Genomic DNA, 25,088 nt, shown 5'->3' on the forward strand with positions numbered 1-25,088 from the left:
TCTTTTGTAGCCCGCGCATCTGTCGCGCGGTTGGCCTGCTCGCGACCTGGGTTCCATCCTTGGGAATTGGCCATCGTATGTGATTGACGACGAGCAACGAAGGATGATTCATGTGGCTGACTAACTTTGTTACACCCACTCTGAAGCAGACGTTAGAGATGTTGGGTGGCCTGCTCGACAGGGCGCGCAGGCAAATGCCGGAGAGAGCCGATGCTTTGATGTCTGGACGGCTCACTGCGGATATGTTTCCGTTGGCTTCCCAGCTACGGCTCGTCGCATTCCACGCACAGGAATCCATATTCAAGATTCGGGGCGAATCATCTCCTGAGTGGCTGGACGCACTGTCAATAGAGGCTCACGACGCAGTCGAGTCGCCGGGAACCATGGAAGATGCACAAACGAGAATCGACGAGGCATTGTGGTTTCTTGAGGATAATGTCCACCAGGTTGCCGGCAATGCCAGATCAAAGATTTCGCTCCAGATTCCTGAGGCTGGTGTTATTGATTTGAGCGGTGAGCAGTATTTTCGAGATTTTGTTTTGCCACAATTCTACTTTCATAGCGTCACTGCCTATGCCATCCTCCTTACTCAAGGAGTCAATATAGGGAAACTAGATTTTATTCCGCAAATTTTTGCCTATGTGCGCTGAGGCACAGCGGTCTCGCGAAGGCAGTTGGATTTTTAACCCCTGCGAGACCGAGCGCGGACTGAGTTAGATTGTGTGGTTATGCGGTAAAAATCTGTTGCGGCTTCGAGTCGGATGCGTCCGGGGGCATTCAAAGACAAACGGCAAAGCCAATCCGCATGGACCGAGTCATACAAACCATCTCTTTAGTCCGAGTGGCAGCACGTCGGGAGCGAGCTAGGGATCTGCATATCCAGTGATTTGTGCAGATCCTAAGAATTCCGCAATCTACTTCCCTATTGACTCACGCTATGCACTTGGGCGTCCGACAGTGCAGCGTTCGGCGTCGTCGTTGATTCGATGGCTGAGTCTTGCAGTTGATTTGGAGGCAACGGGCCGGTTTTGCGGGCGTTGCTTGCTATGGAGAGTAGATGATGGGCCGTTCACAAGAAGAGAAAGCGCAGTCACGACACCGGATTGTTGCGATCGCCTCGCGACGTTTCCGTGAGCTGGGTCTCGGAGGCATCAGCATCGCCGATATTATGAAGGAAGCCGGCATGACTGTCGGTGGCTTCTACAGGCATTTCGAGTCGCGCGATGAACTGGTCTGCGAGGCGATGGCCGCTGCTTGCCAGGAGATGGAAGATTCCGTTCTGACCAAGCAGCCAACGCTAAAGTTGAGTATTCAGACATATCTTTCCGAAACTCATCGCGATGAAATCAGCAGTGGGTGTCTGGTATCGTCGCTGGTGAACGACACCGCACGAAGTACCGATGATGTTCGAAAGGTATACGCCGAGCGCCTTGAGGCCAGCCTTCGGCTTCTTGAGAGCCAGATGCCTGACGCATGCGAAGGGGAGTTTAGAGAAAAGGCGATTCTGATTTACAGCGCTTATGTGGGCGCATTAGGATTGTCGCGAGCAGTGCCGGACTCCGAGCTGTCTCGTCAGATTCTCGATGTCGTGGCGTCACAATTGATCTCTCTTTTCCCCGTATAGCATCTAGTGTCTCAGTTAAACACAGGCCCAGACGACCATCGGTCGCCTGGGATGGTAATTACTAGCCCACGTTACTCGTCAACCGCTTCCTCGACTTCGCCGAGCAACGGGTAATCGTTGTAGCCAGTTTCGCTTTGAGCATAGATTGTTTCGGCGTTGAGAGCATTAAGCGGCGCGCCGCGCTGGAGTCGTTCCACAAGATCGGGGTTTGCGATGTAGAGCCGTCCAAATGCCACAGCATCGCCTTCACCACGTTTAATCGCTTGCTCCGCGGTTTCCTTCGTGAATCCTTCGTTGAGGATGTACGTCCCCTTGAATACGCGTCGTACATCGCTTCCGATACGATCTTCTCCCTGGTCAAGAGATTCGCGCGCAAAAATGAAAGCGATCTTACGAGCATTCAATTGCTCTGCGACGTACAGGAACAGAGCCCGAGGGTTCGAATCCTGCATGGAGTATGAGCTGGACATCAGGTTGAGGTGGACGCCAACGCGATCTGCAGGCCAAACGCTCAGCAAAGCATCTACGACCTCAAGAAGGAAGCGTGCGCGATTCTCAATCGAACCGCCATATCGGTCCGTCCGCTTGTTTGACCCGTCGTGCAAGAACTGGTCGACGAGATACCCATTAGCGCCGTGCAGTTCGATACCGTCGAAACCTGCTCGTTTCGCATTTTCCGCTCCACGCCGAAAGTCTTCCACAATGGCGGGGATTTCCTCGGTTTCGAGCGCGCGAGGCACAGTGTACTCACGTTTGGGACGCACGAGCGTGACGTGACCCTCGGGTGCAATGGCACTCGGTGCAACCGGCGGTTGACCATCATGATAGACCGGATCAGAAACCCGGCCCACGTGCCATAGCTGGGAGAGGATTCGACCACCTGCTTCATGCACGGCCGTAGTAATGCTTTTCCAGCCCTCGATCTGCTTTTCACTCCAGATTCCTGGCGTGTTGGGATAGCCCACGCCTTGCGGAGTCACCGACGTGGCTTCAGTAATAATGAGGCCGGCCGAGGCACGTTGAACATAGTGATGCACGTTGAGTGGGCCAGGGGCGCGCTCATCAAATGCACGCATGCGGGTCAAAGGCGCCATTACGATGCGATTAGGAAGCGTCAGTGCACCGATTTGGATGGGATCAAAGAGGCTAGTCATAAGCTGATTTCTCGTCTCGTAGTAAATTTGGATGCGGAGTTTCGTTGAGAAGTGTCGCGATGCTGATGAATGCGCGACTCTAGAATGACTTCAGATGTAACTTAATGAGTTACATCATAGTTTGGAGGACGGTGGAAGGCAAGCCGAATTTGTTGGCGAACACTGAATGCTGGACTAGCTGGCTGTTCTTTGAACTCAGCCCGTTCACAATGCATGCGGTGGCCCGTATCGTCGTGTTTGTCAAGAGGAGTGTCGTACAATCATCCTGTGAGTCACATGGATATCAGATCGGACAGTTAATGGGTGCGCATCCTTCCAATCACACAACGAGAAATTTGACAGTTTCGGGCGTAACCAATAGAGTTATGATTGAACATACTGTTACTCATAAGTCATGAGCGCGAATAGCCGCTTAACCGTGGCATCACATATTTTGACCTGGATGGCTCTCGTTGCCCGGGAGTCATCTGATCCGGTGACCTCCGATCGTATCGCTGCGAGCGTGAGGACGAACCCAGTTGTAATCCGTCGGACGCTGGGGCTTCTCGCTAAGGCGGGCCTTGTCGAGAGCTATCGGGGAATTAACGCCGGATGGCGTCTCGCTAAAGATCCTCGCGAGATTAGTTTGCTGAACGTCTTCGACGCGCTGGAGGAGGGTCCTCAGTTCGCACTCCACGCAACCAGGCCAAGTCAGGTGTGTCCAGTTGGTCGAAGTATCGGTGGGACTTTGAGTAGTGTCTACGGATCGATACAGGATGGTGTGCGAAAGACACTAGCCGAAAAGACGATAGAGAAGATATTGGCTGAGACGCTTGCATCTGAGCGGCGAAAGGCCAACCTGTTGTAGGTAAGATGAACCTCTGGATATAGATGAGAGCAGCCGCGTCTGTTCTGGTGGTTGCCTAACTGCAGTTATCGTCGCAGCTGTCGCTTGGGTGCTGCTTGCAAGCGTTGTTTCGGCTACATCTCGAAAGATTTGGCGATACTTTCCCGAGGAGTAAATGCGAAATCGCCAGCCGATGCGCTCGCAGAGGCGGCCAGCATCGGTCAATCTCGGGGCCTGTGCGATTGCCCACATGGCTGCACCATACTTGCATCGATCCCACGACCAGCGTCTGCTCCAGATAGTAGTGCTCCAGCGGTGGCCAAGGCAGATCGTATCAATTTGAATGATCGGCTATGCGTCGATGACTTCGCGCGTTATACGGAATAACTCGCTCCGCAGGCTCGCAGCCTGTTTCCGGCCAAACGTCTGTTCGAAGGCAGTTTGCGCTTCCCGCCAGTGAGTCGTGGCTTCGGCGAGCTTCTTGTTTCCATCGCAGGTCAGCAGGAGACGCATGCGCCGATCGCTTGGACGCTCTTCAGAGGTGGTCAAAAGGTTGGACCTCAGTAGAGGTTTGATAAGTCGAACCAGCGTTGTGCGGTCCATCACTAGAGCATCCGAGAGCTGAACCATAGTTGATTCTGGATTCTGGTCGAGTGCACTCAGAATGTTGAACTGCGTTGGCGTTATGCCAGCCTTGGATAGATGACGCTCGTAGAGTTTCGATATGTGTCGGGCTGCCTGACGCACGGCAAAACAGTCATCAGAATCGGATAAGAATGTTTCCATGTCACGAGTGTGTCATCAAGACCGAACTGCCGAGGGGCGGCTGAGAAATATTTGCCGGGAAAGAGGTAGTGTTTGAGATAGCTTTCTGTCGCAAACAGCGCCCGGATCACCGAGGTCATAGGAAACAATCCCTGCCGGATACGATCCAGAGTGCACAGACACAGAGTAATAAATTCTGGCGGCAGAATCGATGTCTGCGGCGTCATGAGTTTGTTGTCACTGGAAACATCAATAGTTGCAACGGAGGGACGTACTAGGTCCGGATTAGGCTCGACAGGAGGGGCGTCAAACAGCATGCATCAGGCGAATTAATGTTGAGCGTCGTTGGAATATTAAAGTGTGTGGTGTTAACGTCGTTAACCTTTGAGACTCGTCCACGTGTTTTCTTTATGTTCACCTCAATCAAGTCTCGAATCCTCACTGCGTGTCTTCTTCTCGTTCTTGTTGCGCTTACCGTCAATACAGCTGTCAACTATGCCGTCGCGAAGAAATACAACAACATTGCCGTCAGTCAAAGTCTGAATGCGGTTCTCACGGGACATGAAGCCGGGATAGACGAATGGATTGCGTCGAAGACCCAAATGATCGCCTCGGTCGAGGCGGCAGCGCTGGGTGCTGACCCGACAGCGCCGCTAAAGCAGGTTGCGACCGCGGGTGGGTTCACAAATGTATATGTTGGATTCGAGGATAAGAGTGCGCGGTTCTCGGATTCGACCGGGATTCCTGCTAACTACGACCCAACTGGCCGACCCTGGTATCGTCAGGCAGTTCAGGCGGGAAAGCCCGTTGTGACTCCGCCGTATCTTGATGTTGCTACAGGCAAACTAGTGGTGACGTTTGCTGCACCGATTGTGCGAGATGGTGCAACCCTGGGTGTTGTCGCTGGCGACGTCGCAATGGACAGCGTTGTATCGAACGTGAAATCTATCCGACCTACACCTTCAAGCTTCGGAGCATTGGTCGATAGGAGCGGGAGCATAGTCGCGGCTAATGACCCCAATCTCACCCTGAAGCCAACGACGGATATTGCTCCTGAACTGACTTCACAAGTGCTCTCGACTTCCTCGGATGATATTTCCGCTCCTTTCGAAATCAATGTCGCTGGCGTAACCAAGCTTGTGCGATCACGAGCAGTTCCGGGCACAAGCTGGTTGACACTAGTAGCACTCGACAAGTCGGAGGCGACGGCTGGCATGCATTCGCTGCTGGTCTCGTCATTCGTCTCCGCGTCGATTATTGCGATTGTCGCAGCAATGATTCTCGGACTGATTACAGGCATTGCGTTTCAGGGGCTTGGGCGCGTCCGCGATGCGATGGAAGCGAGCGGCTCCGGTTCTGGCGATCTAACCCAGCGACTGCCCGCGGCCGGCAAAGACGAAGTTGCAGAGATTGCTCGTTCGTTCAATAGCTTTTTCGGTGCGCTCAACGAGGTAATGGTCCGGGTGCGCGACGTAGGCGATGCGGTTCGTCACGCATCTGGAGAGATCGCAGCCGGCAACCAGGATCTGTCCCGGCGTACCGAATCGGCAGCGGCGAGCCTTGAGCAGACTGCTGCCGCAATCGAACAGATTACCGCGACCGTTGCGCAGTCCGCCGCTGCCGCGCATCAAGCAAACGACAATGCAGGGACGACTGCTGCCGCGGCATCCCGAGGTGGTGCTGTCGTCGAGGATGTAGTGGCGACCATGAGAAAAATCGAAGGCGACTCCGAGCGAATGAGTGAAATCATTGGCGTGATTGAAGGGATTGCCTTCCAGACAAACATACTCGCACTTAACGCTGCGGTCGAGGCAGCTAGAGCCGGTGAAGACGGCAGGGGGTTCGCCGTCGTAGCTGGCGAAGTCCGTTCACTTGCGCAGCGTAGCGCGCAGGCTGCCAAGGAGATCAAAGAGCTGATTGGATCAAGCGTCGAGAGCATCTCAGCTGGAGCAGCTTTAGTCGCTGAGGCTGGAGACACAATGACCGATATTGTCGGGCGTGTCTCTGGAGTTACGACCATCATGTCAGAGATTGCTAATGCCGCAGGCGAACAGACTCGTGGAATTCAGGAGGTCAACCGTGCGGTCGCGCAGCTTGACGAGATGGTTCAGCAAAATGCCGCACTTGTCGAACAATCGGCGGCCGCCGCTTCGGCCCTTCAGTTGCAAACTGAACAACTATCAAATGCAATTGGGGGCTTCCGGATAGCTCATTGAACGTTGTATAACTGTGATTCAGAAAAAAGGGTCTTTAGGCTTCCGCCTTCGGCCATAATCGTCTGGCTATTTAGAAAGCGGTGCAAGCTACCCTCCAAATCCGCGCTGCTATTTGCGACAACAATGCTTTTGTGAGTCGACCTCTGTGTCCCATCGGATCGCGGAGGGTCTCGGGGAATGTATGTTGAAGCTCGGTCTTAACTGGTTTTGCAGAAGCGATATTCCGGAGACAAAATCGGCGGATAAGCCTAAGGGATCACCAGATTCCACGCTGAGAAAAGTCCTCACTGTTATAGCAGTGATGTCGATATTCGCTGCCATAGCGACCAGCGCAACCCTAGCGATGCAGCAAACGGAAGAACAGGAAGCGGTGCTAGGGGCGATCCGATCGTCGGGAAGGTTGAAACGCGACCTCGACCAGTTACAGCGTGTTGCACTGGACGAGCACGGTGACCTCTACGCGCTCATTGGAACGACGCCATTTTATAGACGATCTGTGCATGTACTCCCTCTAAAAGATTTGCAGAATCTTACTGAAGACGCTCGACGCGCGTGTCAGCTGGGAACATCGTGCATCTCCAAGTTCGACCAGCTGGATGCGATGCTCGAGCAGCTTGCGAAACGTACGGACGCGCTCGGCGCTCGTCTCTCAAAGAGCAACCGAAATATCAGCTTTGGCGACGAGCAGTTGAGCGCATTGGATGCCTACTTTTACAGTGTTATGGCGCAGGTTGTCGACGTCAGGATGCAGACGGATGCCTCGGTTGACGCAACCATGAATGAGGCATCACGTCAAGCCCAGTGGCTGTCGCGAGTGTCACTTATTTCTGCTCTGACTGCAGCGGCTTTGCTCCTGGCGTTGATCTATCGCAACGCACGCATCGCGGGACGATTGCGAGCTGCACTTCGGTCCGCAGACCATGCACGTGCAGAGCTGTTTAAATCCAAGCAAACTCTGGAATACGTTCTCGACCATGTACCTCAAGGGATCGCATGGAAGGACGCAAGTCATCGATACGTGGGCGGCAACGAAGTTTATGCGAACGATGCGGGCCTTGCTTCGAAGGACTCGCTGATCGGGCTCTCAGACTACGATCTAAAATGGGGAGATGACGCAGCGCTGGTTCAACAAGAAGACGTCGAGGTGATGAATGGCGAGATCACCCGACGACACTTCGAACGCGCTGCGATTTCGGCAGACGGACGAAATGTATGGATTTCCGAGACCAAGCTGCCGCTTGAAGACCACGATGGAAATCTTATCGGAGTACTTCGGGCATACGAAGACATTACTGCGCGGCGAAGTGCAGAGATTGAATTGCGTATCCGGGGGCGAGCGCTAGAAGCGAGTGTTAACGGAATCGTGATTCTGGAGCGTCAGGATGATCTGCATGTCGTCACATTCGTAAATCAGGCTTTTGAACGCATCACCGGATACGCGCGAGAAGATGTTGTCGGTCTGAACTACCTTGATCTTTTTTCCTTGGCCAACGAACCGGAAAAGTGGACGGCTATACAAACAGCCCTACACAGGAACTCCGAGGCAAATGCAACTCTGCTATGCGCCCGGCGAAATGGGGAGCGCTTCTGGATTAACGTGCTCATGGCCCCAGTTCGAGATGATGAGGGCACAGTAAGTCACCATGTTGGAGTCGTGACTGATGTCAGCTCACTGCTCGAATATCAACGTAAGCTCGAACATCAGGCCCGATACGATTCGTTGACGAAACTTCCCAATCGCACGCAGCTGGAAGAACGACTCAGCGCAGCCATTTCAGACGCTAAGCAATCGGGCAAGCGCGTATCGCTGCTTTTCCTCGACCTTGATAGGTTTAAAGAGGTCAACGATTCTCTTGGACATCGGATCGGTGATGCATTGCTGTTGCAAGTGGCAAGGCGCCTTCAGCGTCTTATCCCCTCGACCGATCTTATCGTTCGTTATGGTGGAGACGAATTTATCGTAGTTGTCCAGGATTCTGAAGAAGAATCGGTGAATATTTTGCTCAAAAAGATTGTATACGCGATGTCTGAACCATTCAGATTGGATGAGCACGAACTTTACGTAGAAGTCAGCATTGGTGTAAGCACATATCCGCAAGACGGCCCAGACGCCGATACTCTGATTAGGAACGCCGACACGGCCATGTATGTCGTAAAGGCCAACGGTCGGAACGGATATCAGCATTTTCAGGCCGCGCAAAATCTCGCCGCAGCGGAAAGATTGCGCCTTTCGACACAGCTCCGGAAAGCGGTTAAGGGTCAACACCTTCAGCTTGCTTATCAGCCTCAGATCGACATGCTGAGCGGGAGAATCATCGGCGTTGAAGCCTTGATTCGGTGGGAGGATGATGAATTGGGAATGGTTTCACCATCTACATTCATCCCAGTCGCCGAGGAAACTGGACTGATTGGCACCATAGGTGAATGGGTGCTGGAAACGGCTTGCCGGCAGGCGAAGGTGTGGATTAACATGGGTCTGCCGCAGATCCGCATGTCAGTGAATGTGTCACCAGTTCAACTGGAACGCTCAGACGTTGTTGCCATCGTCAGAGATACGTTGGCGCGAACAGGACTTCCAGCTGATCGACTGGAGCTCGAAGTGACGGAAGGGGCGCTGATGCGGAACCCGGACGATGTTGCCAGAACGTTGCGTGAGATTAGAGAGCTGGGTGTAAAAATTGCGATTGATGACTTCGGAACGGGATACTCCAGCCTTAGCTATCTGACCTGCTTTAGTGTTGACCGGATCAAAATCGATCGAGCATTTGTAAGGGAAATCGGACTCAACGAAGAGTCCGAGGCGCTCGCTCGGGCAATTATCAGCATCGCCCACTCGCTCAAGTTTGAGGTCCTCGCGGAAGGAGTCGAGTCTGAAGCACATCGCGAATTTCTGATCGAGAACGGCTGCAAGGTCGCTCAGGGCTTCCTGTTCAGTGCTGCAGTCAACGGCGAATCGCTCGCCTCGATGTTGACACAAGACGATGAATCGTTTGTACGATAGAGGGGAGTATTCGTCAGAATCATACAGGCGCGGCACTTCAAGGTTGCGGCGCCTGGTATGATTTAGCTGGTTGTTACGACGAGTTCGGTGAGCGCGCTGCGCATCGCGCCAGACAACTCGACCGGGCGGCGGGATTCTCTATCCACGTAGACGTGTACTAGCTGTCCCTGTGCAACTGGCTCCGTTTCGCCGTCGGAAAAAAGACCAATTTCGTATCGCACGCTCGAGGAACCGAGATGTGCTACCCGAAGTCCACCCTCCACGCGCTGCGGATATTTCAACGACGCAAAGTAGTTGCATTGTGTTGCGACCACAAGTCCAATAATGCTGCTCTCTTCGATGTCCAGAAGCCCGGCACGAATAAGATACTCGTTCACAACAGTGTCGAAGTAGCTGTAATAGACCACGTTGTTGACATGACCGTATACATCGTTGTCCATCCAGCGTGTAGTTATGGACTGGAAGTAGCGGTAGTCTGAGCGCGAGACAAGGATAGGTTTGTTCATCGTATATGTGTCCGCATACAGAATAAAACTGAAAGCGTCATAGTGACTGACGCTTCGTTGAGCACCTGCTCGTTGAGACAAATTACGCGATTATCGTGCGCCTAGTAGTCATCAGATCGGATTCACAGAGTCCTATAGCGCATCTTGATAGATTCTCAGTGCATCTGCCTCTGTCACTTCACGAGGATTATTGATAAGGAGTCTTTGCTGAAGCATCGCATCGGCTGCTAATCGAGGCAAATCTTGCACCCCGACTCCCACGTGTCTCAACATGGTGGGCAGGCCAGTCTGTCGAATCAACGTATCGAGTTGTTCGATGAATGCATCGCACCGTTCGGGGATCGTCATGCCGGAAATAGCGGCCGACTCGAGTACATCTTCCGCCAGTTCTGCGTAGAGATGCGCGGCCTTCGGCGCATTGAAACGCAGTACATGCATCAGTACGAGGGCGTTGGAAAGTCCATGAGGAACGTGGAAATGTCCTCCTAGCGGATATGCCAAGGCATGGACAGCAGCGACTGGAGCGTTGGAAAATGCAAGGCCTGCCATCGTCGAACCTAACATCATAGATTCGCGGGCTGCACGGTTTGAGCCATCGTTACATGCGGTGAGTAACGATGACGACAACAACTTCAACGCCTTCTTCGCATAGAGGTCCGACACCGGATTCTTCAATCTGGCGGAAGTGTACGCTTCAATCGCGTGGACCATCGCATCAATCCCAGTCGCCGCAGTGATGTCTCGGGGGAGTCCAAATGTCAGGTCAGCATCGAGCAGGGCAATATCGGCCACCAACCGCGGGGAGACGATACCACTCTTGGTTGTCTCGCCCGTGGTTACAATGGAGACAGCCGTGACCTCAGATCCAGTCCCGGACGTCGTTGGCGCGAGAACGAGAGGAAGCCGGGGGCCCATGACGTTATTAACGCCGTACATTTCATGTAGCGGCTGCGTCGAAACCGCAAGAACGGCAACGAGCTTTGCGACGTCCATTGATGATCCGCCACCGATTCCCAAAACAAGCTCGGCACCTCCGTCCTTCGCGCGCTGCGCTGCGGACAGGACGACATGGTCCGGCGGATCGGCAATCACGTCGTCGATAACGATCGACGCAAGGCCGTGTTTCTCCAGATCGTCGAGCATGGGCTTGAGCAAGCCGCTGCTCGCAAGGAATTTGTCCGTTACTACGCAGACATTCTTTATCGAATATCGCGTGGTTAACAACTCGCCAAGCCGACTTGAGGCGCCGGATGCCATCACGATTGAAGGCACCGTGGTGAACTGGAAATCGTTAACTGTCATATCTGGATGATAATTTTTGGAGCGAATTCGAATCGAACGACGGAAAGTTGAACTTCCGCCGCGCGTCATGATTCCTCATAAAGTTGATCAATTTGTGCGGCGTATTTTTCGTGAATAACCTTGCGGCGCAGTTTAAACGTGGGTGTCAGCTCTCCCGTCTTGCTGTCCCATTCGTTGGCCAGAAGCTTAAATTTCTTGATTTGTTCCGGGCGTGACAAATGCGAGTTCGCTATGTCAATGGTCGCTTGCAATTCCTGCAATATCACCGGATGCTCGATCAGGTCAGCGACGGACTCCGTGGCAAGACCATGTTTTTTAGAAAACTGGGTGAGTTTGGCGATATCTGGGACCAGTAGGGCGACGACGTAGGACCTATCATCACCGAACGCGAGTGCCTGACTGATAAATGAGCGGCCCACAAGGAGAGACTCTACAGCAGTGGGAGCAATCTTTTTCCCGGCCGACGAAACGATGAGTTCTTTCTTTCGGTCCGTGACAAACAGGAAACCTTCGTCATCAATCATTCCGATGTCTCCCGTGCGGAGCCAGCCGTCGGATGTAAAGAGGTCAGCGGTAGCCTGAGCGGAATTGCGATATCCAGCACAGTTTCCTGGACTTTTAATCAGGATCTCGCCGTCAGTATCGAGTTTCATCTCCGCACCGAGCATTACGGTGCCCACCGATCCGAATTTCGTTTTGCCTGGACGTTCACTTATGGCCGGACCGCACGTCTCGGTCAGGCCATACATCTGAAGGATGTCGAGCCCGACGGAGCTGAAGAATCGGGAGACTTCGGGATGAAGGGGGGCGGCCGATGCGACGGCGACTCTTAGCTGGTCCAGCCCGAATTGCTTTAACAAGTCAGTAATTGCGGCCGGGCGAGATTCGAGCGTTGATTTTGGGTCGTGTGTCGCGTTTCTACTTTCGTCAAGCTGTTTCTGCGCAGCCGTCAGATGCGCGCGAGCATCCTGGCTCATGGCATTGATACTTTGCTCGATTGCGCTCCGAAGTTTCTCCCAAACGCGTGGAACTCCGAAAAAGAAGGTAGGGCGATGTTCTCGTGCGCTCGGAACGAGTTGTGGCTGTGTCGGGCAGAATGAGACGTGACCACACAAGAGAATCGCCATGTAGAGCGCCGGAAGGCGTTCACCGATGTGAGCAAGTGGCAAATAGCAAACGTATCTGAAGTTGCCATCGAGACCAATTGCATCCACCATCATCTCACCTTCGCCTAGAAGGTTGGCGTGGGTAAGAGCGACTCCTTTTGATTTCCCGGTCGTCCCCGACGTGTAAATGTAGATCGCGGGGGTATTGGTAGTGATCGATGACACGCGCTCAGCAACACGCGTTTTGAGATCTGCATCATTTTTTCGCGGTGCGACGAATCGATCCCATTCGATAAATTCACATCGGGGATCTACAGCAACCTCGCCCTCAAGCGGAACCAACACAAGAATCGGCTTTTGTTGCTTCACCGTATCCAAAGCTGCTACACGCTGGAGGGCCTGAACGCCCTCGACGAAAATGATTCGTACTTTACTGTCTGACAGGATTTGCTCCATCTGCTCAGGAGCCAAAGTCGGATACAGACTTAGTGAAACCATGCCGCAATGAATTGTTGCGAGATCTATGACGAGATGCTCCGGGAAATTGCCCCCAAGGATCGCAACTGTCTCTCCGAATTGGCCTCCAGAATCAATAATCGAGCTAGCTGTCTGCAGGATGCGGTTTCGGTACTCCGTCCAGTTGATCGTATGCCGCTTAGACTGCGATGTCCAAGATAATGCGGGCTCCTGACCGTGGAGATGGGCTGCTGTCTCCAGCGCTGTGCAAAGAGTCCAATCGGATTTCTTGTTCAATTTTGTGATCTTTGTGGAACCACCAGTCTCTGCGTTCTTCAAGGGTTCGTCTCCGGTTCGTATGCCGATTGAAATCGAGCACGATTCTGATTGAACTAGACTATATGGTCTAGAACGCGAAGTCAAACAGGGAAAGCGCGAAGGTGCGCATCACCATCACAGTTCGTATGTACGCTTAGGAAACCACGATACCGATCACCTTCATACCAGACACATGTATCGGGGAGTGAAAGACACTTCGTCTATGGGAGTGACGGTATGAGTGAGGTTGCATGAAACGACCGAAGGCGAACTGATCCGGCGCGTACGATGAAACGAGCCGGTTGAAAGGAAATTTTTCCGCGATCCTACGCGCTGGTGACCATTCGATTTTTCGAGTCGATCGCTACGCCAATCTGGCGGACCGACATCATCAGGGCGACGGTGGCCAGCTTGTCAATTTTGTTCTTTTCTCGATTTGGTTGTATCTCAACATTTGCCTCGATCATCCCGTTGAGTCAATTTTCAGATCATTGAGAGTAAAGATCCCTGAAGGGCTGATTTTCGACGGGTAGGCGAAGTTGTTTCGGTACTCGAAAGGCGCATTCTCATCGTTTCCATTGGTAAAACGAATTTGCTCCGCGGGAGAAAACACGCACCTTTCAGCGGCTGGCTTTGCGTTATAGCGGAACGACGGGTGGGTACCGCGAGTTTGTTGCGCTGCAAGGTTGCGATTGGGTGAGCTATCAAACGCGATAAGTGTTCGCACACTAAAGGGCGCCGCACTAGATGTATGGACCAAGCAGTCTAGACGTAACCGCGCGAGCGCAAAACAGGTTACTTTCCCCTATTGCATAGTTGAGTCAGACATTGCTAGACTGAATAGTCTAATCGGATGCCGCTCACAATCTCATGTGCATCGCCTCAGATGTTGCGACGCAGGAGAAATGGCCTGGAACATCACCTCGTACTGAAACAGGCGACGCGGTCCGCGGTGTTGAGAGATTGATTTGTTGAAGACCAAATGCATTTCCGCTCGACAGTGCAAGGCTTTTCAGACTGCCGGTGCCGGGACACTTCGCTCCAACGAATCCAGCACGACCGCCCCTGTTAGGCCGCAGTAAACAGGGTTGACGGTTCACCGTATTGGGTTAACCCGGATAATTTAAGAGGTTCTGGTTTCGTTCTTGACCAATTAAACTAGACCATATAGTCTAGTTGTGTAATTTTAGGAGCCTAGAAGCGTATGACCGCAACTTATCGAGTGGACAACGACGTTGCCATTATTTCCATGGATAACCCGCCGGTAAATGGGCTATCTCTATCGGTCCGACAGGGAGTTGTCGAGGGCTTAATGAAGGCCAGCGCTGATCCTGCCGTTAGCGCAATTGTCTTGCAGGGTAATGCCCGCGGATTCAGCGGTGGTGCGGATATTCGAGAATTTGGCACACCGGACGCCGTTACCGAACCGAATCTCTGGACCGTCATTGAGAATCTGGAAAAGTCCGGCAAACCGGTGGTTGCTGCGATCCACTCGGTTTGCATGGGCGGCGGGCTTGAGTTAGCCCTCGGCTGCAACTATCGTGTGGTAGCGCCCGATTGTGCGATGGCCTTCCCCGAGATCAATCTTGGTTTGCTGCCTGGAGCGGGCGGCACGCAGCGGATGCCACGCGCGATTGGCGTTGAAAACGCGCTGAATATGATCCTGGACGGCAAGAGCGTCAAGAGTCAAACCCTCGCTGCGATTCCAGAACAAGCGCTTATCGATGTGGTTGCGGAATCGAAAGAGTCCCTCGAGGCAGAGGCGCTTGCATTTGCCAGGACTGTAGCCAAGCGCGTAGCGCCAGGCGGACACCCGCTGCTCCGTGACCGTCAGAGCTCGCATGAAAAGGGCGCCGGCTACTTCCAATTCGTTCGCAACATGCTGCCCGCGTCGGTTCAAAAACTGCCGGCTCCGAAGGCGTGTATCGAGGCAGTCGAAGCGTCTTCAACGACTCCCATCGATAAGGGGCTTGCGCGCGAGCGGGAACTGTTCATGCATCTGGTCGAATCTCCAGAAGGCCGAGCGCTACGCCATGCGTTTCTGGCCGAACGTGCAGCCTCGAAGATTCCTGGGGTTCCCGACGGCACTGCGACCCGAGACATCCGCTCGGTTGCGGTCATTGGCGGCGGCACGATGGGGCGCGGCATCGCCATCTGCTTGCTCGACGCTGGCTTGCCTGTGACTCTTCTCGAGACGGCGGCTGCCCAAGTGGAGCGCGCAGTCGAGTCACTCCGCTCGCACTATGATGGACAGTTGAAGAAGAAGCGGATTGATGCAGCGTCTATAGAGAAGCGCCTCGGAGCGCTGAAGACGACGCTCGACTACAAAGACCTTGCAGAATGTGACCTCGTCATCGAAGCAGTTTTTGAAGAGATGTCGGTCAAGCAGGCAGTTTTCGAGAAACTTGACGAAGTGATGCATAAGGGGGCGATTCTCGCCAGCAATACGTCAACGATGAACCTCGATCAGATCGCGGGATTTACGAAGCGACCCGAAGACGTTGTTGGTATGCATTTCTTCAGCCCGGCAAATGTGATGCGACTGCTCGAGGTGGTCCGCGGAGCGGAAACCAGCGCTGAAGTGCTTGCGACAGTAATGGCGTTCTCGCGACGTATTCGCAAGGCGGCTGTGGTCTCGGGTGTGTGCGACGGCTTCATCGGAAACCGGATGGTCGAAGAGTATATCCGTCAGGCGTATTTCCTTGTGGAGGAGGGTGCAACTCCTCAGCAGGTCGATCGCGCGTTGGTCGAGTTCGGGATGGCAATGGGCCCGTTCGCAATGAGTGACATGGCGGGCAATGATATCGGCTTTGCGATTCGTCAGCGTCGGGCGGTTGAGCGTCCAGAACTGGTCTATAGCAAATTCCCGGATCTTCTGTACGAGGCGGGACGATATGGTCAGAAGGTCGACGCGGGTTGGTACGACTACGTTCCCGGAAAACGCGCTCCCGTTGCGAGCCCTGCTGTCGAAAAAATGCTCAAAGAGCACCGTGAAAAGCACGGTATCACGCCGCGTAAAGTAACCAATCAGGAGATCGTTGACCGACTGATACTGGCTTTGGTTAACGAAGGCGCCAAGATTCTTGAAGAGGGTATTGCATCTCGCTCTGGAGACATTGATGTGGTTTACCTCACCGGCTATGGATTCCCGGCGTGGCGCGGTGGCCCGATGCAGTATGCGAACGAACGGGGACTTTATCAGGTAGCGCAAACCATGAAGGCACTGCAAAACAGCGTTCGCGTTGACCGTGAATTCTGGACGCCTTCGCCGCTGATTGAGCGGCTCATCGGCGAACGTCGCCAACTCGTTTAATCCTTAACGCAGACAACGTCGAGAACTACTCATGACAAACGCAGTCATCGTATCCACGGCAAGAACGCCTCTGACCAAAAGCTGGAAGGGCGCATTTAACATGACTCACGGTGCAACACTCGGTGGCCATGTCGTTTCAGAGGCACTGAAGCGAGCAGGTGTTCCCGGTGAGGACGTAGAAGACGTCCTGATGGGATGCTCCGCTCCCGAAGGCACCACGGGTTTCAACGTTGCACGACAGGTTGCGCTGAAGGCGGGCCTCCCGGTATCGGTTGCAGGGATGACAGTCAATCGCTTCTGCTCATCGGGTTTGCAGTCGATTGCTCTTGCATCACAAAGAATTGTGGCAGGCGAAGGTGACGTCTATGTCGCTGGAGGGGTCGAGAGCATTTCGTGCGTTCAGAATGAGTCGAACAGTCACATGCTGATGGATCCGGACTTGGCTAAGATGAAGCCTGAGATCTACTGGTCGATGCTCCAGACAGCGGAGGAAGTTGCGCGTCGCTATGGCATCAGTCGTGATGCAATGGACGAATATGGCGCAGCAAGTCAGCAAAGAGCGTGCGCTGCGCAGGCTGCTGGACGTTTTGAGGCGGAGATTGCCCCCATCACTGTCCGAATGGGCGTTGCCGACCCTAAGCTTGGCTTCCGTACCAAGGTCGTCACGAGTTCGCAGGATGAGGGTTTGCGTGAAGGGACCACAAAAGAAGGCATTGCCGGTATCCGTTCGGCTCTTCCTGGGGGTTTGGTCAGTGCGGGCAACGCCAGCCAGTTTTCGGATGGCGCCGGCGCGTGCGTGGTAACTTCTGAATCGTACGCGAGCAGTCATGGCCTTGAGCCGCTCGGTCGCTTCTTGGGGTTCGCTGTTGCAGGTTGTGAGCCCGCTGAGATGGGCATCGGTCCGGTGTTCGCGGTGCCGAAGGTTCTCAAACGTCTGGGTTTGTCTGTTGATGACATTGACCTGTGGGAGCTTAATGAGGCGTTTGCGGTGCAAGTGCTTTACTGTCGAGACCGACTGGGCATCCCTGCTGACCGGCTTAATGTCGATGGCGGCGCAATCGCCGTTGGGCATCCGTATGGTGTAAGCGGGCAACGTCTTGCAGGGCATGCCTTGATCGAAGGTAAGCGTCGCGGGGCGAAACGCGTCGTCGTAACTATGTGCGTTGGGGGTGGGATGGGTGCAGCTGGGGTCTTTGAAATTCTCTAAGATAAAGATTTGGGTAACCCGCTTCGTGTCGTCTGGATAGCGACCGGCTATCAGATCGAACCATGAAGAGAGCGCCGTAAGGCTCACGTTACGGCGCTCAGCTCCAATGCATCAAACTATCGTCGCCTTGTACTTGCCGATAACCATAAACAGCGGATCTGGTGAGTATGCTGTTAACTTCAATCTACGGACATGAATAGCTATTCTTCGCTTGGCGAGCTGAAGTCGCTCGTAGGGACAGTCATCGGTGTCAGCGAGTGGACGCTTGTCGACCAGGAGCGAATCCAGCAGTTTGCGGATGCCACGGGCGATCATCAATGGATTCATCTGGACGTCGAGCGCGCGAAACAAGGGCCGTTCGGGACCACGATTGCGCACGGCTTTCTCACCGTATCTCTTGTTCCGGCAATGATGGAATCTGCGTTCAAGATCGAGGGTATAGCGACCGCGGTCAACTATGGTCTCAATCGAGTACGTTTCCCGTCTCCGGTACCTGTAAATTCAAAGGTTCGCGGATCCTTCAAGCTGCAGGAATATCAAGAGTTGACAGGCGGAGCTCAATTGACCTTTGAGGTCACAATGGAAATTGAAGGACGTGAAAAGCCAGTGTGCTTTTGCGAATCGCTTGGTCGCTTTTTCGTCGGTACCACCGTCTGACGTTAACAACAAATATCCGTAGCGCGAAAATCCTCCCATCCGGCCGCACGACCGTTTTGCGCCTCAATTCCGCGTTGTGTTGTTGCGTGATACTGCTGGCTTAGGTACTGACTGGTCGTACGTTTACGAACAGGTTCGATTTGTGTACATCAGCAGTCGAGTGGCCGGGTTTGAATGATGATTCAGTGCAGAGAGCCACCTGAGATCTGAGCGATAGTCTCGGTCGATGGGTACATTGAACGACTTTGTTTCTATGCCCTAGCGTCAGGACTTTTGCAGGGTTGAATCCATCGAGGGCGGACCGAGGAGCGCTGGTAGCATACCTACTATCGTGGACAGACCTTCGTCCGAACGGTCAGCTAGCGCCATGACCAGTGAGCCCTGCATCAGCGATTGCAGCAGGAATGCCTGCTTCTCGCAAGAGATATCGGTACGTATCGAACCGTCATCCTGCCCATTCGCGACCAGCTCGATTATCGCACTCCTCCATTCCGCGAACGTAGCGGATAGCGCGGTACTGAACGAGTCGGATAGCGGTCCAAGCTCGGACGAAAACTTACCGGCAAGACATGCGACCTTGTACCGTGCTCGAACAATGCGCGTGAAAAGGAACTCAAAGTAACCGGCGATCTGTTGATAGCCGTTTAGATCATCGCGGCTTGCATACTTTTGGATGTCGCCCAGCTGTTGACTCGAGTAACGGTCAATGATTGCAAGTGCGAACTCATCTTTGGAACCAAAGTGATGATAAAACGACCCCTTCGGAGCGCCTGCTGCCGTGAGGACCATGTCAACACTGGTTCCGTGGAATCCGGTCGCGTAGAAAATACGCATCCCCTCTTTTAGCATACGATCTCGATGGGAGAGCGGTATTGAGATTGCGGCTTTGCTCATAGGTGATTAACCGGGTTCGATTCCTCGAACGAATAGACTATATGGTCCAGTTTAACTCAATTTTGAATCGAGTGCGCAAATGACAACTCTTTGTTGTTTTTCTTGCATCAATAAGCTGAGGGGAACTCAAATCAAGATACGATCGAGATGGCATTCGGAGACGTCGGGTCATGGTCCGGGTGGGGAAATTCCGGCTCCACGCTGCAGTTATCGGCGACATACACGATGGATCCGATGCAGAACGCTGGACGCTTGAGGCGAATCTACGCAGCCAGTGCCCGTTATAAGGAGGTTTCGTCTTTCCGGAGAGGTTGGCGACAGACGCGAGTCGGTGCCACGCTTGTTAATCAAGAAGATGCGTGGACTTCAGTCATGGACCGCCCGAAATTCCAGTGTAGACGCACGGTCTTGGAAGCGGTCGACAGCCTTCTGCGCAAGGTCGGGAGCGACCTGTAGAAGGATTGCGTGTAGGGATGTTTCGGATGCTGGCTGCGGTCTGGTGCGCCGACTGAGATGGCCAGTGGCGAAGATGCGCCATTAGATGGCATCTTGGCGTCGCTTGACGGGCCTTCATCGGCCTGATTTCAGACCGCAGCTTATTCGCATCTTAAGTATCAGTGGCAAACTTCTCCAGCGCGAATGGTCGCGCCGGATCGACGTTACGTTTCGCGCTACGCTGCCATAGTTGCCAGACGGTCTCTGATGAGGGTATTCGCTTCTTTCATCACGCGATCGACGAGCTCTTTGACGGTGGGGACGTCGTGAATCAGACCCGCGACGAGGCCGCAACTCCACGCGCCGGCGTCCATGTCCCCCTGCAGCATTACTTTTGGATACACTCCCGCTACTTCATCACGGATGTCATCGAACGTGATCTCGGCTCCGATGGTCCGCTCTTTCTCCAGAAGGCGCTCTACACCGGCGTTGGAAAGGACACGCTCAGTGTTTCGCAACGGGCGCATTACAAGACGGGTATCCCGTTCGCTTGCGCGGAGAATGGCATCTTTGACGTTCTGGTGAACAGGCGCCTCTTGCGTCGCGATGAAGCGTGTGCCCATGTTGATCCCAGAGGCTCCCATTGCGAGTGCTGCGACAAGCGACCGACCGTCCGCCATACCCCCAGAGGCGACGAATGGAATTTTGAGTGCCTCGGCCGCCAGAGGCAGGAGAATGAAATTAGGGATGTCATCTTCTCCCGGATGTCCACCGCATTCGAAACCATCGACACTTACAGCATCGCATCCAATCGACTCTGCCTTCAGCGCATGCCTCACCGAGGTGCACTTATGAATTACTTTGACGCCTGCTTCCTTGAGAGACGTTAGCCACGGCAACGGGTTGTTGCCTGCGGTTTCCACGATTTTTACGCCGCCTTCAATAATCGCGCGCACGTAGCCAGGATAGTCCGGTTGAGTTACCGCCGGCAAAAACGTCAGGTTGACGCCGAAAGGCTTGTCGGTCATGTCTTTACATCGGGCGATTTCGTGTGCGAGCTTTTCGGCCGTGGGTTGCGTCAGTCCGGTGATGATTCCCAGACCACCTGCATTCGACACTGCGGCGGCCAGCTCTGCGAAGCCCACGTAATGCATTCCGCCCTGGATGATGGGATGCTCGATGCCAAATAATTCGGTGATCTGGGTTTTCACAATTTATTGCCTTCCTGTTCGTCAAAATAAACTAACGGGCATGCCATACTGAAATCGATTGCGCTGATGTGAGCGGGAGGTACTTTTGACCTCCCATCCTCGTTCGAGGAATCAGCCTCTGATTTCCCGAACGAAGCCGGCTACGGCTTCGCCAATCTCGTCAGGGCTGTCCTCCTGGATGAAGTGAAGACCGCTAACCGTGACTTCACGCTGGTTCGGCCACTTACGGCAGAATTCTCGCGCCTCACCGACAAGAATGGATCCCGGTTCTGCATTGACAAAGAGCTTGGGTACGTCGCTCTCAGAAAGCCATTTTCCGTACGACGTGACAGCGTCGACCACATCTTTGGGCTCTTGCTCGATCGGAAGCTGGCGAGGCCAGCTCAGGGTGGGGCGACGGTCTTCACCTTCATTTGCGAAGGGCGCGCGATAGGCGTTCATCTCTGCTTCCACGAGTGGTCGAATGATGGATGAAGGAAGAACCCGTTCAATGAACGAGTTCTGTTTGATGATCAGCTCTTCACCGCGTGGCGAACGGAAGCCCTGGAAGATTTTCCGGCCGGCCTCAGGCCAGTCGTCCCAGGTGAGAGGCTTGACGATTCCCTCCATATATGCGATCCCACTCACTCGGTCCCGATGATGGTTTGCCCAGTCGAAACCGAGTGCGGAGCCCCAGTCATGAATGACGAGGATGACACGGTTTCCGAGGTCAAGCGAATCAAGCAGTGCAGAGAGGTGTTCGCGCTGCTCGGCGAAACTGTACCGATCTGGACCGGAATTCGGCAACTTCTCCGAATCGCCCATACCGATCAGGTCGCACGCAATCAGCCGTCCCAGTCCGCGACAGTGAGGCATGACGTTACGCCACAGGTATGACGATGTAGGGTTGCCATGCTGAAAGACAATCGCATCGCCTTCGCCCTCGTCGATGTAGGCCATTTTTCGCCCGAGGATGGTCTTGAATTTCTTCGCCGCGAACGGTTCAGTATTGAAGGGCATGGCGTCAGACTCCTGAAGAAAGAATGTTCAATAGGTCACCAGAGCGCGAGCGCCTGAGTCGATTGGTAGCAAGTCTGTTTGTTGAGTCCGGCAACGCATGCACGATAGAGGAATCAATCGCTCCCGATGTGTCCCCGATCAATGGTGAGCTACGCTACACCGTTGGTCACTTCAGGCGCGTCTGTTTCGCAGCTCTCTCTGGTCGTGCGAGCAACGCGTTATGCGGCATGCAAACAGCCACCAATACCAGCGTTAGCCAGTAGTCTATTAGACTATATAGTCTAGTTAAGGAGATTGTGAATCCGTATAGGCGTTTTCCCTACGAATGCTTCGTCGCGAAAGTCGAACGGCAGACTGAATTGCTGGAAACCTTTTGCCGCGGCGTTTGACGAGATGTTGTACACGCGATTCCGAAATGGACGTATCTGCTGCGACTGTGATCTACCTATTGCACAATTCGAGCGGTCGCACTAGACTGAATAGTCTATTAATTTTTTCCTTAAAGACTTGCCAATTGGTGCCGGGTGGTGGACATGAATGAGTCGCTGATGATGAATTTCTCTCTGCTTGAGAGCCGACAGGGGTCTGTTCTGATTCTGACAATTAATGAATTGGATCGTAGCTCTTTGGCGCAGCTACATGTGACGCTTCCCGTAACGCTTGAGAATGCAATGCGCAATCCAAACGTAGGAGCGATTGTGCTCACGGCGACTGAACACCGATTCTGCTCGAGCGTGGATTTCGGTGAGTCAGCAATCCAATGTGACAATTCTGTCAGCGAGCGAAATCCAAAAATCGACGAATTACCCGGCGTGATTCGGGCTATCCGAGAGAGCCGTAAGCCCGTGATAGCCGCAGTTGAAGGTGTAGCCTCCGGTGCGTGGATGACCATCGCACTTACATGTGACCTGGTTGTGGTGGCTCGAGACTCTCGATTCTCCGTTTCTTATGTCAGGGCGGGCAGTACGCCAGACAGTGGTGTAGCTACCTTCCTCTCAGCATTTTTGTCTAGACAAATGTTGCGCGAGACGTGCCTAACCAATGATTACGTAGCCGGAGTGCGTATGCTCGAACTCGGCGCGGTGAATCGAGTGGCAGAACCTGGGCGTGCATTGGAGGATGCAGTGGATCTTGGTGCGCGTGTCTCGGCATGCACAAACCGAGTCATATCACGCGGTTAGTTCGCGGGGTGAGATAGCTATGGCAGTGACGTAAGCAAATGGATTGCAGGCCACGTTGCATTGACCGATACGTAAGCGCAATGAAGAAAACAGGATAGAATTATAACCAGAAGAAGGGGGAACCAACTTTCTCTGGAATAGAAACCAACTATCATCAGCGACTGTGAGTTCGCCGCGACAAGGTACGAAACGCACCCATCGCGACGTCGTCCCAACTGCGTCGTAATCGTTCAACGTCCGATGAACTTTGCTTCTCGGCGTTCCTTGAAAGACGCGATACCTTCCTTAAAGTCTTCGGTTGAGAAGACTTTCTTTTCGATCTCAGGTATTGAGGCAACAGCCGTTTTTTCTGCTGCTTCAATGTATTTTAGCGCAGCGACTTTGGTTGCCTGGATCCCGATGGGTGCATTCTTGCAAATGATCTTGGCAATTTCCATCGCCCGTTCCATATGTCGACCAAAGGGATGGACTTCCTGCACAAATCCCAGCTGGAGTGCGCGGGCCGCATCAAATTCCTCGCACATAAAGAGGTGGTACATCGCATTTCCCCAGCCGGTACGGCTCAGATAACGGAAATGTGCTCCACCCAAAGGGGCGATTCCGCGGCGGGCTTCCAGTTGCTGGAAGCGTGCCGTGTCTGCCGCGACAACTATGTCGCTGGCCAGCATCATTTCGATACCGACGGTGAAAGTGATGCCCTGCACGACAGCGATAACGGGTTTAGTGCAGCGACGCTCCAATCCGAAGGGATCCACCAACCCGGGTTTGCGCCGGTTCGGCTCGGCCTCGGGGCCGAAGAAACGGGGGAGATCAAGACCGGCAGTTGTGTGTTCGCCAGCCGAACATAGGATCGCGACCCAAAGGTCGGCGTTCTCCTCGTACGCGGTGAGATGCTCTGCCAGCTGATCCATCATAGCGGGCGTGTACGAGTTCTTCTTTGCTTCATTTTCGACTGTGATGACACAGATGTGCCCTTCCGAGCGCATAGTGACTTTTCCGGCTTCGTTGTTACTCATGGTCGACTTCCTTCATTGATTGGGTGGGTTTACAAGTCGCTCGATCAGACAGCCATCACCCCGCCGGCGACGGCGAGAATCTGACCGGTGATGTGCTTACCGGCGGGGCTGCTGAAAAGAAGCGCCGCACCTTTCAGATCGTCTTCATCACCGATACGCTTGAGCGGTACGTCTTTGGTCAGCGTTTCGACGCCGACAGTGTCGAAAACGCCTTTGGTCATCTTGGAGAGGAAGTAGCCAGGTGCCAGAGCATTGACTGTGATGCCGTATTTTCCCCATTCGCTTGCCAGCGCTCGGGTCATGCTGACGACGGCGCCTTTGCTTGTGTTATAGGCCAGGGTAGCGATTCCGTCAGGAGGATTCCCCTTAAGGCCAGCGATCGAAGCTATGTTGACGACTCGGCCATACCCATTCGGAATCATCGACAGCTTGCCAACCTGCTGCGTGAGATAGAACACCGCACGTACGTTGAGGTTCATGAGCTTGTCCCACGCCTCGAGCGAATGTTCCTCGGTCGGCGCCCCCCATGTTGCACCAGCGTTGTTCACGAGAATATCAATGCGACCGTTGAGTGCGAGCGCATCCTTGACCAGGCGGTCGATATCCTCTGTCTTCTGACCGTCGGCCGCGATCCATTCGGCGTCGATGCCCATCCCGGCCAGATGCGCTTGCGCCTGCTTCAATTCATCTGCTTTCCGTGCCGAGAGGATCAGTCGCGCACCTTGTTCGCCGAGCGCCTCGGCAATCTGCAGACCCAAGCCTCGAGAGCCGCCAGTGATGAGAGCGACCTTTCCCTTGAGATTGAATGCTTCCTTGATACTGGCCATGATATAGATTCCTGTCTCTTTAAAAACATTTGTTGGAAGTGCGCATACGTCAGATTCTCACTGCGATGAATGCC

At 53.8% G+C, this 25,088-nt stretch carries 19 protein-coding genes; 9 read left to right on the forward strand and 10 right to left on the reverse strand.

Annotated features, from left to right (window positions below; translation table 11 throughout):
* Positions 1-110: 110 nt before the first annotated feature.
* Positions 111-650, forward strand: a complete 540-nt coding sequence (locus DK391_RS11765) for a DUF1993 family protein (protein WP_109478172.1) — start codon at positions 111-113, stop codon at positions 648-650.
* Between the two features lie 407 nt (positions 651-1,057).
* Positions 1,058-1,624, forward strand: a complete 567-nt coding sequence (locus DK391_RS11770; RefSeq protein ID WP_239482796.1) for a TetR/AcrR family transcriptional regulator — start codon at positions 1,058-1,060, stop codon at positions 1,622-1,624.
* 71 nt (positions 1,625-1,695) lie between these two features.
* Here DK391_RS11770 and DK391_RS11775 read toward each other — a convergent pair whose 3' ends face one another.
* Complete coding sequence (locus tag DK391_RS11775; protein WP_109478173.1) at positions 1,696-2,778, reverse strand: alkene reductase; 1,083 nt, start codon at positions 2,776-2,778, stop codon at positions 1,696-1,698.
* A gap of 394 nt (positions 2,779-3,172) precedes the next feature.
* Between DK391_RS11775 and DK391_RS11780 the strand changes: the two genes are divergently transcribed.
* Complete coding sequence (locus tag DK391_RS11780) at positions 3,173-3,625, forward strand: Rrf2 family transcriptional regulator (RefSeq protein WP_109478174.1); 453 nt, start codon at positions 3,173-3,175, stop codon at positions 3,623-3,625.
* Between the two features lie 330 nt (positions 3,626-3,955).
* Here DK391_RS11780 and DK391_RS11785 read toward each other — a convergent pair whose 3' ends face one another.
* Entirely contained in the window at positions 3,956-4,390 is a 435-nt protein-coding gene (locus DK391_RS11785; RefSeq protein WP_109478175.1) for a MarR family winged helix-turn-helix transcriptional regulator, read from the reverse strand.
* A 389-nt stretch (positions 4,391-4,779) separates the two neighbouring features.
* On the opposite strand from DK391_RS11785, the gene DK391_RS11790 reads away from it, so the two are divergent.
* A complete protein-coding gene (locus tag DK391_RS11790; protein ID WP_109478250.1) occupies positions 4,780-6,585 on the forward strand; it encodes a methyl-accepting chemotaxis protein in 1,806 nt (601 codons plus the stop codon).
* A 181-nt stretch (positions 6,586-6,766) separates the two neighbouring features.
* Positions 6,767-9,586, forward strand: coding sequence for a GGDEF and EAL domain-containing protein (locus DK391_RS11795; RefSeq protein ID WP_109478176.1), 2,820 nt, complete (start codon positions 6,767-6,769; stop codon positions 9,584-9,586).
* 62 nt (positions 9,587-9,648) lie between these two features.
* On the opposite strand, the gene DK391_RS11800 is transcribed toward DK391_RS11795, so the two are convergent.
* The 3 genes from DK391_RS11800 to DK391_RS11810 form a co-directional block, all read right to left on the reverse strand.
* A complete protein-coding gene (locus DK391_RS11800; RefSeq protein ID WP_109478177.1) occupies positions 9,649-10,092 on the reverse strand; it encodes a thioesterase family protein in 444 nt (147 codons plus the stop codon).
* A 132-nt stretch (positions 10,093-10,224) separates the two neighbouring features.
* A complete protein-coding gene (locus tag DK391_RS11805) occupies positions 10,225-11,394 on the reverse strand; it encodes an iron-containing alcohol dehydrogenase (RefSeq protein WP_109478178.1) in 1,170 nt (389 codons plus the stop codon).
* A 65-nt stretch (positions 11,395-11,459) separates the two neighbouring features.
* Positions 11,460-13,295, reverse strand: coding sequence for an AMP-dependent synthetase/ligase (locus DK391_RS11810; protein WP_162600788.1), 1,836 nt, complete (start codon positions 13,293-13,295; stop codon positions 11,460-11,462).
* A gap of 1,183 nt (positions 13,296-14,478) precedes the next feature.
* On the opposite strand from DK391_RS11810, the gene DK391_RS11815 reads away from it, so the two are divergent.
* From DK391_RS11815 to DK391_RS11825, 3 genes are all read left to right on the forward strand, one after another.
* Positions 14,479-16,587, forward strand: coding sequence for a 3-hydroxyacyl-CoA dehydrogenase NAD-binding domain-containing protein (locus tag DK391_RS11815; RefSeq protein ID WP_109478180.1), 2,109 nt, complete (start codon positions 14,479-14,481; stop codon positions 16,585-16,587).
* A gap of 31 nt (positions 16,588-16,618) precedes the next feature.
* Entirely contained in the window at positions 16,619-17,794 is a 1,176-nt protein-coding gene (locus tag DK391_RS11820; protein ID WP_109478181.1) for an acetyl-CoA C-acyltransferase, read from the forward strand.
* Between the two features lie 192 nt (positions 17,795-17,986).
* Entirely contained in the window at positions 17,987-18,451 is a 465-nt protein-coding gene (locus DK391_RS11825) for a MaoC family dehydratase (protein WP_109478182.1), read from the forward strand.
* 264 nt (positions 18,452-18,715) lie between these two features.
* On the opposite strand, the gene DK391_RS11830 is transcribed toward DK391_RS11825, so the two are convergent.
* The 3 genes from DK391_RS11830 to DK391_RS11845 form a co-directional block, all read right to left on the reverse strand.
* On the reverse strand, positions 18,716-19,345 hold the full coding sequence (locus DK391_RS11830) for a TetR/AcrR family transcriptional regulator (RefSeq protein ID WP_109478183.1): 630 nt from the start codon (positions 19,343-19,345) through the stop codon (positions 18,716-18,718).
* Between the two features lie 671 nt (positions 19,346-20,016).
* Positions 20,017-20,991 carry a nitronate monooxygenase family protein gene (locus DK391_RS11840; RefSeq protein WP_109478185.1) on the reverse strand — a complete coding sequence of 325 codons (975 nt, stop codon included), beginning with the start codon at positions 20,989-20,991 and terminating at the stop codon, positions 20,017-20,019.
* 111 nt (positions 20,992-21,102) lie between these two features.
* Complete coding sequence (locus DK391_RS11845; protein ID WP_109478186.1) at positions 21,103-21,990, reverse strand: haloalkane dehalogenase; 888 nt, start codon at positions 21,988-21,990, stop codon at positions 21,103-21,105.
* Positions 21,991-22,523: 533 nt separating this feature from the next.
* Between DK391_RS11845 and DK391_RS11850 the strand changes: the two genes are divergently transcribed.
* Positions 22,524-23,171: an enoyl-CoA hydratase-related protein gene (locus DK391_RS11850; RefSeq protein ID WP_109478187.1), complete on the forward strand. Its 648-nt coding sequence runs from the start codon at positions 22,524-22,526 to the stop codon at positions 23,169-23,171.
* Positions 23,172-23,401: 230 nt separating this feature from the next.
* Here DK391_RS11850 and DK391_RS11855 read toward each other — a convergent pair whose 3' ends face one another.
* Entirely contained in the window at positions 23,402-24,187 is a 786-nt protein-coding gene (locus tag DK391_RS11855; protein ID WP_109478188.1) for a crotonase/enoyl-CoA hydratase family protein, read from the reverse strand.
* 44 nt (positions 24,188-24,231) lie between these two features.
* Complete coding sequence (locus DK391_RS11860; protein ID WP_109478189.1) at positions 24,232-25,014, reverse strand: SDR family oxidoreductase; 783 nt, start codon at positions 25,012-25,014, stop codon at positions 24,232-24,234.
* Between the last annotated feature and the right edge of the window lie 74 nt (positions 25,015-25,088).

It is taken from the genome of Paraburkholderia sp. C35 (genome assembly GCF_003121405.1).
In the GTDB taxonomy this organism is placed as follows: Bacteria; Pseudomonadota; Gammaproteobacteria; order Burkholderiales; family Burkholderiaceae; genus Paraburkholderia.

Coding starts and splice junctions, on each gene's coding strand:
- DK391_RS11765 (WP_109478172.1), top strand. CDS start 111: ATGTGGCTGACTAACTTTGTTACACCCACTCTGAAGCAGACGTTAGAG.
- DK391_RS11770 (WP_239482796.1), top strand. CDS start 1,058: ATGATGGGCCGTTCACAAGAAGAGAAAGCGCAGTCACGACACCGGATT.
- DK391_RS11775 (WP_109478173.1), bottom strand. CDS start 2,778: ATGACTAGCCTCTTTGATCCCATCCAAATCGGTGCACTGACGCTTCCT.
- DK391_RS11780 (WP_109478174.1), top strand. CDS start 3,173: ATGAGCGCGAATAGCCGCTTAACCGTGGCATCACATATTTTGACCTGG.
- DK391_RS11785 (WP_109478175.1), bottom strand. CDS start 4,390: ATGGAAACATTCTTATCCGATTCTGATGACTGTTTTGCCGTGCGTCAG.
- DK391_RS11790 (WP_109478250.1), top strand. CDS start 4,780: ATGTTCACCTCAATCAAGTCTCGAATCCTCACTGCGTGTCTTCTTCTC.
- DK391_RS11795 (WP_109478176.1), top strand. CDS start 6,767: ATGTTGAAGCTCGGTCTTAACTGGTTTTGCAGAAGCGATATTCCGGAG.
- DK391_RS11800 (WP_109478177.1), bottom strand. CDS start 10,092: ATGAACAAACCTATCCTTGTCTCGCGCTCAGACTACCGCTACTTCCAG.
- DK391_RS11805 (WP_109478178.1), bottom strand. CDS start 11,394: ATGACAGTTAACGATTTCCAGTTCACCACGGTGCCTTCAATCGTGATG.
- DK391_RS11815 (WP_109478180.1), top strand. CDS start 14,479: ATGACCGCAACTTATCGAGTGGACAACGACGTTGCCATTATTTCCATG.
- DK391_RS11820 (WP_109478181.1), top strand. CDS start 16,619: ATGACAAACGCAGTCATCGTATCCACGGCAAGAACGCCTCTGACCAAA.
- DK391_RS11825 (WP_109478182.1), top strand. CDS start 17,987: ATGAATAGCTATTCTTCGCTTGGCGAGCTGAAGTCGCTCGTAGGGACA.
- DK391_RS11830 (WP_109478183.1), bottom strand. CDS start 19,345: ATGAGCAAAGCCGCAATCTCAATACCGCTCTCCCATCGAGATCGTATG.
- DK391_RS11845 (WP_109478186.1), bottom strand. CDS start 21,990: ATGCCCTTCAATACTGAACCGTTCGCGGCGAAGAAATTCAAGACCATC.
- DK391_RS11850 (WP_109478187.1), top strand. CDS start 22,524: ATGAATGAGTCGCTGATGATGAATTTCTCTCTGCTTGAGAGCCGACAG.
- DK391_RS11855 (WP_109478188.1), bottom strand. CDS start 24,187: ATGAGTAACAACGAAGCCGGAAAAGTCACTATGCGCTCGGAAGGGCAC.
- DK391_RS11860 (WP_109478189.1), bottom strand. CDS start 25,014: ATGGCCAGTATCAAGGAAGCATTCAATCTCAAGGGAAAGGTCGCTCTC.